Origin of the sequence: Pseudomonas laurentiana (assembly GCF_014648275.1) — a bacterium.
GTDB classification, from domain to species: domain Bacteria; phylum Pseudomonadota; class Gammaproteobacteria; order Pseudomonadales; family Pseudomonadaceae; genus Aquipseudomonas; species Aquipseudomonas laurentiana.
On the sequence record NZ_BMQU01000021.1, the window covers coordinates 39,261 to 51,541 of the forward strand.

A 12,281-nucleotide genomic window follows, 5' to 3' on the forward strand; every position below is an offset into this window, starting at 1 on the left:
CGGGCACTGCTGTGCCCGGAGATCACCCCGTGCTCAAGAGGTCACTTGATGTCGCCTACGTAGCACCGGTGGCGCCGAGGGCTACGTATCGAACCTCGAAACCACTGTGTTCAGTTCTGCCGCCAGGCGCGACAGTTCGTTGCTCGCGGCGTTGGTTTGCGAAGCCCCCGCCGCCGACTGCATCGACAGGTTGCGAATGTTCAACAGGTTGCTGTCGACCTCCCGGGCCACCTGCGATTGTTCCTGTGCGGCGCTGGCGATCACCAGATTGCGTTCGTTGATTTCGCTGATGGCCGTGTAGATGGATTCCAGCACTTCGCCGCAGGCTTGGGTGATGGACAGGTTGGCCTGGGCTTTCTCGGTGCTTGAGCGCATTGACTGTACGGCGGTCTCAGTGCCGCTTTGCACGTTACTGATCATCTGCTCGATTTCACGTGTCGACGCTTGGGTGCGATAGGCCAGGGTACGGACCTCATCGGCGACCACTGCAAAGCCTCGTCCGGCTTCACCCGCCCGCGCAGCCTCGATAGCGGCGTTGAGCGCCAGCAGGTTGGTTTGTTCGGAGATGCTGCGAATCACGTCCAGCACCTTGCCAATCTCGAGGATCTGGCCCGCGAGCTTCTGGATGTGCCCGGCGCTTTGCTTGATGTCATCGGCCATGGCCTGGGTGCCTTCGATCGTGCCTCTGACCTGCTGCCGGCTTTGGGCGGAGAGGGTATTGGAGTGAGTGGCGGCCTCGGACGTCGATACCGCGTTGTGGGCGACTTCTTCCACGGCGGTCGTCATTTCGGTCACGGCGGTAGCGGCTTGTTCCAGTTCGTGGTCCTGCTGTTGCAACCCCCGGTTGGTTTCCTCAGTGACGGCATTGAGTTGGGTCGCAGCGGCGGCGAGTTGTGCTGCCGAGGTGCTGATCTGGATGATGGTATGGCGCTGGCTGTCCTGCATGCGCTGCAATTCGCTGAACAACACGCCGATTTCGTTCTGGCTGTCGACCCTGATGGGTTCGCGCAGGTTGCCATTGGCAATGCGTTTGAAATGCCGGCCTGCTAGCTCCAGTGGGCTCAGGACGCGGCTTGCGATAAACACCCAACAAAGTACTGCGAGCAGCACCGTCAAGGCCACCAGCAACCCGGCGGTGATCTGCGCTTGCTTGAGTTTTACGCCGGCCTCGGCCATCAGCGCCTCACTGCGGCTGTTGAGTGACTGCATCATGCTTGTGCGCTGTTCCTGCAGCTTGCCCATGGCCGTTGAAGCGTCTGCGTTGACGCGGAAGTAGCCTGCCAGGTCATTTGCGCGGGCTGCGGCGCGCTGCCCCTCGATGGCCTTGCCGTACTCGCTGAAGGACGCTTCGAGTTGCAGGCCCAAGGCCTTGTCCGCTGGCGTCAGCAGGGTGGACGAATAGTTGTCGATTTTTTCCAGGGCGGAACGCCAGATATCCTCCGAGCGGATGAGCCGTGCTTTTGCAGCGTCCTTCTGCCCGCCGATGTCTTCAATGAACGCTGAGGACACGTTGGCGCTCGCACGGATGGCCAGCAGCAAGGCGTTGTTGAGCCTGTCGGCCTGCAGGGCAGTACTGTGCAGCTCCCTGATATGGGCGTCGCTTCGTTCGGCTGCACGCCACGCGTCGACAGTAGAGAACAGCAGCGCCAGGACAAACAGCAGCAGTACGCAGCACATCCCGGTACGGATTTTAAGATGACGAAACATGACGATCGCTCCAAAGATCGAAGGAATTTCAGCGGATTCTTCGGCCATCCCGGGCGGGATGAGGCGCGTCTGGATTGTTGTTATCAGAGTGATCCGCTGCTTCTTTATCTCTGAACGGGTTGTTGATCTTGAGCGTGTAAAACGGGATTTGTGCGATTATCGAACACTGATGGCGTCAATCCACAGCCCGCAGGATTTCGTATGCCCCGTGAACGAGCGTTGAGCCCTGTGCGCACCGTTTTGATGCGTACGGGTTCCCTTGACGCTGCATGTTGAATGCCGGGTGAAGGCTATTGGCTATTATTTTTTTCGGAAAAATACGCTGTAAATTCCGTGCTTTTTGGAGGATCTACACGGATAGATGACTTAAATCGACAGTTTCTTTTAGGTTGGATCGTTAGCACGCTTTCAACATGGCGTGGTAATTGCTTTCTAGTTCGGCGCCCAATGTCGTAGCTGGAGAAGAGAATGTCGCTATCAAGCAATTCCATGCAGTTATCCTCCGCCGAAAAACGCTGGTTGCCTTGGTTTGGCAAGACCGGAAAACTGGCCATGAACTGGTCGTGCCGTCTCAATCGATCGGCTTACCCGGTGATTGAGCAGACATTCGAAGCGATCGCCGAAACCCGTGTGAAGCTGCTGCAGAACTGGGCGCGGGAGCAGTGGGAACACCTGGCCGAACTGGCTGCTACCTTGAGCCGCGATGGAACCCAACCTGGCCCGGGTCCATTGCAGGAGAAGCTGGCCCAGGCCGAAGACTTTTCCGAACTTTTTGTCGTTGACCCCCAGGGCGTCGTCATCGCCTCGACCTGGAATGGTCATGCCGGAAGGTCGCCGTGCAATGCCAAGGCCCTTGCTGCCGGGTTGCAGGCAGCGTTCCTGCACGGCCCTTACAGTGATCCATTGACGTTGCAGATTGGCCCTTCATCGTCGCGTTTTCATGACGAAGTCACGCTGATGTTCTATCAACCCCTGAAGGTCGACGGCAAAGTGCTCGGCTGCCTCTGTGGTCGGGTGCCGAACGATGTGCTGGGTGATTTGATCCAGCGTGAGGCCGGGCACATTTTTGCCGAGTCCGGGGACAACTACCTGTTCATGGTGCAGTCACGCTTCGATCCGGCAGTACAGCCCGGGGTCGCCTTGTCGCGCTCGCGTTTCGAAGACGGCACTTTTACCCACGGCGAGAACCTCAAGAGCGGCGTACATACGCCCTGGAAAACTGTCCAGGTACAGCGTCACACCGAACTGGAACTGCGCTTCACCGACCCTTCGACCCAGGAGCTGCATCCCGGTGTGCGCGAAACCATCCGCACGGGCGCCAATTTGTTTGTGACCTATCCCGGCTACTCCGACTACCGGCATATTCCGGTGGTGGGCAAGGGCGTCACCTTCCAGTTGCCCGGCTCACCGGACCGTTGGGGCATGATGTGCGAGGCTGACCTGGAAGAGGTCTATCGCCGCCGTTCGCTGAGCTATGGCCTTATGAAGCCTTACCTGGCGACCATGGCCGGCCTGTTTGGCTGCAACTATCTGGTTCAACACTACAGTGGCCTTGCCCAAGGGGTGATTGATCTCTGCGAGATGTCGAGCATGCTCGTTGCGGCGTTGCTGTTCCGCTCCCTGGGGCCCAGACGCCTGGCCGCACGCCTCACTGAAATGACCGGGGTGATCAGAACCATCGCCGAGGGCGAAGGCAACCTGCGCCAGCGCCTCGACACGTCGCGCATGGCCAATGACGAGACGGGTGACATGGGGCGCTGGATCAACAGTTTCATCGACCATCTGGATGCCGTCGTGGGGCAGGTGATCAAGGCCAGTCACAGTGTTGGCAAAACCAATCAGCTGATGCTCGGGCGTAGCCAGGCGGCCAGCCTCACGTCTGAAGAAGTTGCCCAGGCGGTACACAGCATGATGATTATCGTCGAAGACCAGTTGGGCGAGATTCAGCAGGCCTCGGCCAGTGCCGAGCAGATGAAACAGGCCATGGATGAAGTGGTCACCCGTGCCCGCGAGCAATTTTTGGAGGTCCAGGCGGGCACTCAATCGATTCGTAATGTCGTCGAGCGCTCGTCCTCCAGCGTCCAGTTGCTCGACAGCCGCATGGGCGAGATTGGCACCATCACCGGGCTGATCAGCGATATCACCAACCAGACCAACCTGCTGGCGCTGAACGCCGCGATCGAGGCGGCGCGCGCCGGCGAGCATGGTCGCGGATTTGCCGTGGTCGCTGATGAAGTCCGTACCTTGGCGTCGCGCACGTCGAAGGCCGCTGACGATATCCGGCTGATGGTCGAAGGTCTTCAACGTGAAACGCAGCAGGCGGTGGGTTTTATGGAAGACGGGGTCAAGGATGTCGACAACAGCCTGCGTCTGGCTGAAGAGGCTTCTTCGGAAAACGTACAACTGCACCAGGCCGTGGAAAACATGTTCGCCATCATTCAGCAGTTGAATCAACGCAGCCTGGACTATGGCAAGACCATCAAGCAGGTCGATCAGTCGTCTGCCGAAATGCGCCAGACCGTCACCGTGCTGCAGACCAGCGCGGAAACCGTCAGGCTCGATGCCAACAAACTGCAGAAGCTGGTCGGGCTGTTTGAGGTGAGCAGCAACGCCCGACAACGGGATGCAGCCTAGAGCGTGCTGGTTGAACTGATACCTTGTGGGGTGTTTGCCTTGTGATAGCCGAGCTCTTCGCTGATCTGCGTCGCGCAGTGCATCAGTAGTTCGGTAAAGCGTGCCTGCGTGCCGTCCGGGTCCATGATCGCATCGGGGCCGGACAGGTTGATCGCTGCGCTAATACGTCCGGTGTGATCGCGTATGCCGGTGGCGATGGCCGTCGAGTAATCCGAGCGGTGCACGACCCATTGCCGCTCGCGGTCGACGGCTGCGAGCTGTTCCAGCTCCGGTAGGGTGCGCGGCGCAGGCGCTGGGTAGTCATCAAGACGGACATGCTGGTACAGCAGGCGCAGTTGCGCGGTGCCCAGGTCGCTTAACAGTACGCGACCCATGGCGGTGCAATGGCAGGCGATGCGTGTGCCAATCGGGATGTTCACTGACAGTCGCTGGGCGGCAAAGGCACGGTAGAGGTACAGGCTGTCAGTCCCTTCCCGGATGCTCAAATGACATGACAGGGACGTGCTGTCACGCAGTGCATTGAGGTGCGGCATGGCGATTTCGACGATGTCGCGGCTGGCCAGGTAGCTGAAGCCCGTGGAGATGACCTGAGCGCCCAGTTCGTATTGGTTGTTGTGTTTCTTCAGGTAGCCCATGTCGGTGAGGGTGTAGAGGATGCGGTAGATGGCCGAATTGCTCACGCCAAGCTGCTCAGCAATTTCGTTGATGCCCAAGGCGCGGGTTTGAGCGTCAAACAACCCAAGCACGCTGAGCCCACGTTGCAGCGCCGGTACGCTGTAGTCGGTTTCCTTTTCAATGCTCGACATCATCGGCTCCAGTCGTGGTGCGCGGCAGGGTTGCCCGAGCAGGCCTGGTGGCACTCGGGCGTTGTTCCTCGTTCCAGCCTGTTTGCAGGGTTTAGTGCCTCAAGGCTTCAGGCTCCAGCAGGGCACCATTGAACTCACTCATGGCGTCCAGTACGGCAGCTTTGAAGTAGGCCAGCGAGGCGCGATCGCACAGCAGTTGGAAACGCGGCAGGTCGATTGGGCCCAGGTTGATCACGATGACGTTGATTCGCGCCGCCGAGGTTTGTGCCACTGCACCGACCGGGAAGGCCTCGGGGCGCAGGTCGACCCCGCAAAGCTTGGCCATGACCTCGCTGATGCAGGCGCCGCTCAGTTGCAGCCAGGCGTGGCTGTCCTGACGTGGGAGCAGGTAATTGGCGTTGTGGTCCAGCTCCCAACTGACTTCTTCATCGGCAATGCGTTGCCCTTGATCGGCCAGGCCACCGAGCAGCAGGTACTCGGTCTGGGACAGGCGTGCGACCTGGCTACCGTCGGCCTGGAGCACGGCGCGGTTGGGCGCTTCGGGCAGCTCGAAACCGCGTACGCGCAGGTAGTCGGCGCTGTGCGTGCCACGAAAGCCGATGCGGGGCAGTGCGGTCAGGTCAATCAAGGCGCACTGCTGCAGGGCGCCGACATCGAGTAGAGGCTGTGCGTGCAGGTTAGACATGTCTCAGAGCTCCTGGCGCTGGTTGTCGGGGTCGAAGAACGGCAATTGCACCACGGTGGCCTGAACCACCAGGCCGCCGTCGACGCGGATTGGAATCTGTTGCCCTGGGGTACTTTGCTCGGGCGCGGCATAGGCCAGGCCGATGATCTGCCCCAGGGTCTGCGAGTGTTCGCAGGAGGTGACGTTGCCGCTGATGTCGGGGCCGTTCAGTACCAAGTGGCCTTCCAGCGGTTTAGGGCTGCCTGTGGGCAAGGTGAAGCCGACCAGTTTGCGTTTCGCCGGTTGCGCTTGAAGGATGTCCAGCGAGCGGCGGCCCACGAAGAATGGCTTGCTCCGGTTGATCGCCCAACCCATGTCGATCTCGTCGGGATGGGTCATGCCGTCGGTGTCCTGGCTGATGATCACATGGCCTTTCTCCAGCCGCAGCAGGCGTTGCGCTTCCACGCCGAAGGGACGGATATCGTAGGCCTTGCCAGCATTCATCAGGGCTTGCCAGAGGGTTGCGCCATGGCGCGACGGCACATGGATTTCGTAGCCCAGCTCACCGACGAAGCCGACCCGTAACACGCGGGCCTTGATGCCAGCGACCGTGCCCTGGCGCACGCCCAGGTAAGGGAAGCCTGCGCTGGACAGGTCAATGTCCGTGCAGAGCGTTTGCAACACCTTGCGCGCGTCCGGCCCGGCCAGGTTCACGGCCGACAGGGCCGCGGTGACGTTGGCGATATCGACGTTCAGGCGCCATTGGGCGTTCCATTTGAGCATCTGCTGGTAGATGCGATCGACGCCGCTGGTGGTGGCGGTGACGTAGAAGTGCTGCTCGGCAAAGCGTGCGCAGACACCATCGTCAATCACCACCCCTTGCTCATTGGTCATCAGCGCATAGCGTGAACGGCCTACCGGTTGCTTGAGGAAGGCAAAGGTGTACAGACGGTTGAGCAACTCGCCGGCGTCCGGTCCGCGCACATCCAGCCCACCGAGCGTGGACACATCGATCAGGCCGACTTTGGTGCGTACGTGCAGTGCCTCTTGCTGCATGCAGCGTTCGCGTTCACTGGCCTTGCCGTAGTAGGCCGGGCGTTGCCAGATGCCGGCCGGCATCATCTTCGCGCCGGCGGCCAGGTGCTGCGCGTGCATCGGTGTTTGCCTGAAGGGGTCGAACGCCCGCCCGGCGACGTGGGCCAGTTTCTCTGCCTCGAAGGGTGGGCGGGCAGTGGTTATCCCGGTTTCACTGACGCTGCGTTGCGTCGACGCCGCGACCAGACGAGCCGTGGGCAACGCCGAGTGACGGCCCTGGGACGGGCCCATGCCGACGGTGGAGTAACGTTTGACCAACTGGATATCGCGGTAGCCGATCCGGGTCGCATTGATGATGTCGTTGACCTGCAGGTCTTCGTCGAAGTCGACGAAGTCCTTGCCCTTGGGATGGGGGAAGATAGGCCAAGGAAAGTTGACCCGCGCTTCGGCCTTGAACGACTGCTGCGTCGGGCAGGGTAATGCCAGCGCGGTCAGGGCCGTGGCAGCAGCATTGGTGGCATCGGCCAGGACGTTGTCCAGGGTATGCCGACCATTGGCGGAACCCGCTACGCCGAGGTTGTTTGGCAGGCCGCTCAGGGTGAATTCTGCCGCTGCATCGTTGTAGGCCAGCTTGCCGCCAGCCTGGCAGAGCAATTGATACACCGGCATGTAGCCGCCGGACATGCACAGCAGGTCACAGGCCAGGGTTACGCCGTGGCCGGCCACTTGGCCCTGGCCGGTGATGCTGCGCAGTTCGACGCCCGTGATGTGGCGCATGCCTTTGTCATGCAGGGCTTCGTAGACAGTCGTCGCAAGGTGGCAACGGATGCTGCGTTTTTCCAAGGCGACGAGCAGATCGCGATTGCTCGGGCCGCTTCGCAGGTCCACCAGTGCCACAACGTCAACGCCTTGCTCATACAAGTCGAGCGCAGCCAGGTAGCCATCGTCATTGCCGGTGAGCACCACGGCGCGTTTGCCAGGCTTTACGGCATACAGCTTCATCAGGCGCTGGGCTGCACTGGTCAGCATCACCCCAGGCAGGTCGTTGTTGCGGAAGATGACGGGCTGGTCGAATGAGCCACTGCAGATCAGGCACTGGCTGGCGCGTACCTTGTACAGACGCTTGCCCTGAATCACGGGCAGGTAGTTGTCGGCGAACCAGCCGTTGCAGGTGGCCTGGGTAAGGATGTGGATGTTGGCATGCGCTTGGACCGCCTCGATCAACTGGTTGCGCAGGGTGTTGGCGCGTCGGTTGTCGATGTCGAAACGGGCATAGTTCAGCGAGCCACCGAGAATCGACTGTTGCTCGACCAGCAACACCTTGGCACCGGCATCGGCAGCGGTCAGTGCGGCTTGCAGGCCGGCCGGGCCTGCACCGATCACCGCAAGGTCGGCAAACAGGTAGGCCTTGTCGTAGTACTCCGGCTTGAAGTCGAGGTCGAGTACGCCAAGGCCGGCCTTTTTGCGAATGATCGGTTCCCAGAATTTCCAGATGCCCTTGGGCTTGTAGAACGAACGGTAATAGAACCCCACCGGCATGAACTTGGAAAACTTGCCCAGGTAGGCGTCCTTGTCGTTTTCCAGCGAGCCGTTGAAGTTCTGCCCGCTGGCCTCGAGGCCTTGTGTCAACAGTTGGCAGTCGGCCAGGACATTGGGCTCATGGGGTAACTGGATCAGGCTGTTGGCATCTTGCCCGGCCATGCTCAGCGGGCCGCGTGGGCGGTGGTACTTGAACGAGCGTGACAGTAGAAAGCGGCCATTGGCGAGCAGGGCGCTGGCGATGCTGTCACCCTGCAGGCCCTGATAGGCGGTGCCATCAAAGCTGAAGGTCAGCGGCTGATTACGATCGATCAGCAGGCCCATGGGGGCCGGAAGGCGATTGGGGAGGCTCATCCTGCGATCTCCTGCGGTTGCGCGGCAGTGAACTCAACCCGCGTGCTGAACAGTTCCCGAGGGTCGAAGGTGCGGATAATGTCGTCAGTCACGGTGTGGCGTTCAGCCAGAAACCAGTAGCTGGAGGGGGTGTGCATCCACCATTCGCGAACCACGCCGAGGGTGTCCTCGCTGTTGAAGACATAGGCCGCCCATTCACTGTCGCTGCAGGTATCCGGGTTCGGCATTGGCTTGAACTCGCCACCGTAGGTGAACTCGCTGATGTTGCGAGGCCCATTGAGCGGGCAAATCATGACTTTCATCTCACGCTCTCCGTTAGTGGCTGGCCGCCGTAGCGCCCATTTCGTTGACTTGGGCAAAGGTCGAGAAACGCTCCAGGCCGAAGGGTTTGATCAGGTCCGGCACCTTGCCGCCACTGGCCACCAGCTCGGCCATGGTCTTGCCGCAGATGGGTGTGGACTTGAAGCCCCAGGTGCCCCAGCCGGCGTCCAGGTAATAGTTCTTCACGGGTGACAGTCCCATGATCGGGCTGTAGTCCGGGGTCATGTCGGTGATCCCGGCCCATTGGCGCATCAGTTTGGCGTTGGCCAGAAACGGGAACATTTCGATCGCGTGGGCCAGCAGGCTTTCCTTGAGGTCGAGGGTCGAGCGGGTGTTGAACAGGGGATACGGGTCCGAGCCACCACCAAACACCACTTCGCCACGGCCAGTCTGCTGCACGTAACAGTGCAGCGCCGAGGAGCTCACCAACGGGTCAAGAAAGGGCTTGAACGGTTGAGTGACCATCGCTTGCAGGGGAAAGGTCTGGATAGGGGAGCGAATGCCGGCCTTTTTCATCATCTGCGAGCTCATGCCCGCGACGGCCTGCACGACGCAGCCACAGCGCACCGTGCCACGGTTGGTTTTCACCGCGCTGATTGTGCCGTTTTCGATGACCAGTTCCTGAACCTCGGTCAACTGATGGATTTCTACCCCCCGTTTGGCTGCCTGCTTGGCGTAGCCCCACGCCACCGCGTCGTGACGCGCCGTGGCACCGTCGAGATGCCAGAGACCTGCCAGTACCGGCAGATGACCCGGGTCCAGGTTCAAGGTCGGCACCAGTTCGCGGATCTGCTGGCGATCGATCATTTCGGTTCGCCCGCCGAAGTGTTTGTTCACCTCGGCACGCTGGCGGAATGCACGCACGGTAGCGTCGGTGTGGGCCAGGGTCAGTTGGCCGCGTTCCGAATACATGATGTTGAAGTCAAATTCGTTAGACAGACCCTGGAACATTTTGACCGACTCGGCGTAGAACTTGACGCCCTCGCTGGTCAGGTAGTTGGAGCGAATCACTGCGGTGTTGCGAGCAGTGTTGCCACCGCCCAGGTATGACTTTTCCAGTACGGCAATGTTGTTGATGCCGTGGTAGCGGGAAAGGTAATACGCCGTTGCCAGTCCATGACCACCGCCGCCGATGATGACCACGTCGTAGGCGGGCTTGAGCTCTTTTGGCGCGGGCAAGTCCACGTCCACCGGGTATTCCGAACTCAGCCCGTATTTCAGTAGGTTGAAAGGCATACGGCCTCCGATTGACTGCTCAGGGCTTGCTGCCGGGCAGCGGCCACCGTGTTTTTCATCAGGAAGGCGATGGTCATTGGCCCCACACCGCCAGGTACCGGCGTGATCGCTGCAACCTTGGGCAGGGCACTGTCGAAATCGACATCGCCGACCAGCCGGCTACGACCGTTGTCGTCAATACGGTTGATACCGACATCAATGACCACGGCACCCTCCTTGAGCCACGAACCATCGATCAGCCGTGGTCGCCCGACGGCGGCGATGACAATGTCGGCGAGCTGGCACAAGGCTTTGGCGTCGGCACTGCGCGAGTGAACCACGGTCACCGAGCAATGGGCCTTGAGCAGCAAGGCGGCCATGGGCTTGCCGACGATGTTCGAACGGCCGATGACCACGGCGTGTTTACCGCTCAGGTCGCCAAGGGTCTGTTCAAGCAGGTACAGGCAGCCGCTGGGGGTACAGGGCGTCAGTACGTCGCGGCCCTGGCTCAGGCCGCCGACGTTTTCGCTGTGAAAACCGTCGACATCCTTGCTCGGCGCAATGGCTTGCAGGGCACGGGTTTCCTCGATGTGTGGCGGCAATGGCAGTTGCAGGAGCAGGCCATGTACGTGCGGGTCGTCGTTGAGCGTGCCGATCAATGCCAACAGCTCGGTTTCGCGGGTGGTGGCGGGCAGTCGGTACTCCAGCGAGCGGATACCGGCTTCCTCTGCCCGCAGAATTTTGTTGCGTACATAAACGTGGCTGGCCGGATCGTCACCTACCAGGATCACCGCCAGTGCCGGTTCGATACCGTCGGCTTTCAGCGTTCGGACATCCTCGCGTACCTGTTGCAGCACCTGTGCGGCAGCAACCTTGCCATCAATCAGTTTCAGCGGGCTCATCGGAAGATCACCGTTCTGTCGTGGTTAAGGAAAACGCGGTGTTCCAGGTGGTATTTCACCGCCTTGGAGAGGGCGACGGTTTCGGTGTCCCGTCCGGTGGCGACCAGATCGTCCGGCTGGTAGACATGGTCGACCCGCTGTACCTCCTGCTCGATGATCGGCCCTTCATCCAGGTCGCTGGTGACGTAGTGGGCGGTTGCACCGATCAGCTTTACCCCGCGTTGGTAGGCCTGGTGGTAAGGCTTGGCACCTTTGAATCCGGGCAGGAAAGAGTGGTGGATGTTGATCGCCCGGCCTGACAGTTGCCGGCACAGGTCGTCTGAGAGGACTTGCATGTAGCGGGCGAGTACCACCAGATCGGTGCAGGTTTCATCAATGATCTTCATCAGTTCGGCTTCCTGCTGCGCCTTGGTGTCCTTGGTCACAGGCAGGTAGATGAAGCGAATCCCTTCTCGTTCGGCCATGGGCCGCAGGTCCAGATGGTTCGAGACGATGGCCGTGATGGTCATGTCCATCTCGCCTTTGTGGTAGCGGTAGAGCAAGTCGGTCAGGCAATGGTCGAACTTGCTGACCATCAGCAGCACGCGCATCGGCTCACGGGTATCGAAGAGCTCCCAGTGCATGTCGAAGCCGTCGGCGACGGCCTGGAACGCGTGCTTGAGCTGGTCAATATCGCCGTCGTGACCGTCGTTGAAACGAAACACCGCACGCATGAAGAATTTACCGCTGAACTCATCGTCAAACTGCGCCATTTCTCCGATGTAGCAGCCGTTTTCCGCGAGGTAGGAGGTCACGGCGGCGACGATGCCTGATGTCGCCGGGCAGCTGATCTTGAGAATGAACGGGTTCTTTTCGTGTTGCATGGCTGGTCCTCGGAAAGATGGCGGCAGGTCATCGCAGAGCGGAAAAGTTCATCAATGAAATCGTTTTTTGCGGGCCAATAAAAATCACCCTTGGGAATAAAATATTCCTGTGGTTGCTTTTATAGGTGAAGGAAGGCCGTAGCGTCCAGTGATTTTTGGAAACTTTTTTTACTTACAGGAATTTTTAGGCGGCCGGCCGAGACCCGGTGCAGAGCGTGGAGTCATTGCGTAGTGGGTCGCC

Annotated in this window: 10 protein-coding genes and 1 pseudogene; 2 read left to right on the forward strand and 9 right to left on the reverse strand. The window is 60.3% G+C overall.

The window, feature by feature from the left end:
• Window positions 1-81 precede the first annotated feature (81 nt).
• Both IE038_RS25400 and IE038_RS25405 read right to left on the reverse strand, forming a co-directional pair.
• Window positions 82-945, reverse strand: coding sequence for a methyl-accepting chemotaxis protein (locus tag IE038_RS25400; RefSeq protein WP_438810788.1), 864 nt, complete (start codon window positions 943-945; stop codon window positions 82-84).
• Window positions 946-1,755 (reverse strand): annotated as a pseudogene (locus tag IE038_RS25405) (Tar ligand binding domain-containing protein); the annotation flags it as partial.
• Here IE038_RS25405 and IE038_RS19425 point away from each other — a divergent pair.
• Both IE038_RS19425 and IE038_RS25410 read left to right on the forward strand, forming a co-directional pair.
• Window positions 1,706-1,930, forward strand: coding sequence for a hypothetical protein (locus tag IE038_RS19425; protein WP_189396147.1), 225 nt, complete (start codon window positions 1,706-1,708; stop codon window positions 1,928-1,930). The pseudogene IE038_RS25405 and the gene IE038_RS19425 sit on opposite strands and share 50 nt — an antisense overlap.
• Before the next feature lie 1,760 nt (window positions 1,931-3,690).
• Window positions 3,691-4,341 (forward strand): methyl-accepting chemotaxis protein, encoded by a 651-nt coding sequence (locus tag IE038_RS25410; protein WP_438810789.1) that lies wholly within the window; start codon window positions 3,691-3,693, stop codon window positions 4,339-4,341.
• Here the strand turns inward: IE038_RS25410 and IE038_RS19435 are convergent.
• From IE038_RS19435 to purU, 7 genes are all read right to left on the reverse strand, one after another.
• Window positions 4,338-5,147, reverse strand: a complete 810-nt coding sequence (locus IE038_RS19435) for an IclR family transcriptional regulator (protein WP_163935153.1) — start codon at window positions 5,145-5,147, stop codon at window positions 4,338-4,340. The genes IE038_RS25410 and IE038_RS19435 overlap by 4 nt on opposite strands.
• 91 nt (window positions 5,148-5,238) lie before the next feature.
• Complete coding sequence (locus IE038_RS19440) at window positions 5,239-5,832, reverse strand: sarcosine oxidase subunit gamma (protein ID WP_189396149.1); 594 nt, start codon at window positions 5,830-5,832, stop codon at window positions 5,239-5,241.
• A gap of 3 nt (window positions 5,833-5,835) precedes the next feature.
• Window positions 5,836-8,739, reverse strand: coding sequence for a 2Fe-2S iron-sulfur cluster-binding protein (locus IE038_RS19445; RefSeq protein WP_163935151.1), 2,904 nt, complete (start codon window positions 8,737-8,739; stop codon window positions 5,836-5,838).
• A complete protein-coding gene (locus IE038_RS19450) occupies window positions 8,736-9,041 on the reverse strand; it encodes a sarcosine oxidase subunit delta (protein ID WP_163935148.1) in 306 nt (101 codons plus the stop codon). Before IE038_RS19450 ends, IE038_RS19445 begins: the two co-directional genes overlap by 4 nt.
• A 13-nt stretch (window positions 9,042-9,054) precedes the next feature.
• Window positions 9,055-10,296, reverse strand: coding sequence for an FAD-dependent oxidoreductase (locus IE038_RS19455; RefSeq protein ID WP_163935144.1), 1,242 nt, complete (start codon window positions 10,294-10,296; stop codon window positions 9,055-9,057).
• Window positions 10,278-11,177: a bifunctional methylenetetrahydrofolate dehydrogenase/methenyltetrahydrofolate cyclohydrolase FolD gene (folD, locus tag IE038_RS19460; RefSeq protein ID WP_189396150.1), complete on the reverse strand. Its 900-nt coding sequence runs from the start codon at window positions 11,175-11,177 to the stop codon at window positions 10,278-10,280. The genes IE038_RS19455 and folD overlap by 19 nt, the downstream gene beginning before the upstream one ends.
• Window positions 11,174-12,040 carry a formyltetrahydrofolate deformylase gene (gene purU, locus IE038_RS19465; RefSeq protein ID WP_189396151.1) on the reverse strand — a complete coding sequence of 289 codons (867 nt, stop codon included), beginning with the start codon at window positions 12,038-12,040 and terminating at the stop codon, window positions 11,174-11,176. Before purU ends, folD begins: the two co-directional genes overlap by 4 nt.
• Between the last annotated feature and the right edge of the window lie 241 nt (window positions 12,041-12,281).

Coding starts and splice junctions, on each gene's coding strand:
- IE038_RS25400 (WP_438810788.1), bottom strand. CDS start 945: ATGCAGGACAGCCAGCGCCATACCATCATCCAGATCAGCACCTCGGCA.
- IE038_RS19425 (WP_189396147.1), top strand. CDS start 1,706: ATGACGATCGCTCCAAAGATCGAAGGAATTTCAGCGGATTCTTCGGCC.
- IE038_RS25410 (WP_438810789.1), top strand. CDS start 3,691: ATGGATGAAGTGGTCACCCGTGCCCGCGAGCAATTTTTGGAGGTCCAG.
- IE038_RS19435 (WP_163935153.1), bottom strand. CDS start 5,147: ATGTCGAGCATTGAAAAGGAAACCGACTACAGCGTACCGGCGCTGCAA.
- IE038_RS19440 (WP_189396149.1), bottom strand. CDS start 5,832: ATGTCTAACCTGCACGCACAGCCTCTACTCGATGTCGGCGCCCTGCAG.
- IE038_RS19445 (WP_163935151.1), bottom strand. CDS start 8,739: ATGAGCCTCCCCAATCGCCTTCCGGCCCCCATGGGCCTGCTGATCGAT.
- IE038_RS19450 (WP_163935148.1), bottom strand. CDS start 9,041: ATGAAAGTCATGATTTGCCCGCTCAATGGGCCTCGCAACATCAGCGAG.
- IE038_RS19455 (WP_163935144.1), bottom strand. CDS start 10,296: ATGCCTTTCAACCTACTGAAATACGGGCTGAGTTCGGAATACCCGGTG.
- folD (WP_189396150.1), bottom strand. CDS start 11,177: ATGAGCCCGCTGAAACTGATTGATGGCAAGGTTGCTGCCGCACAGGTG.
- purU (WP_189396151.1), bottom strand. CDS start 12,040: ATGCAACACGAAAAGAACCCGTTCATTCTCAAGATCAGCTGCCCGGCG.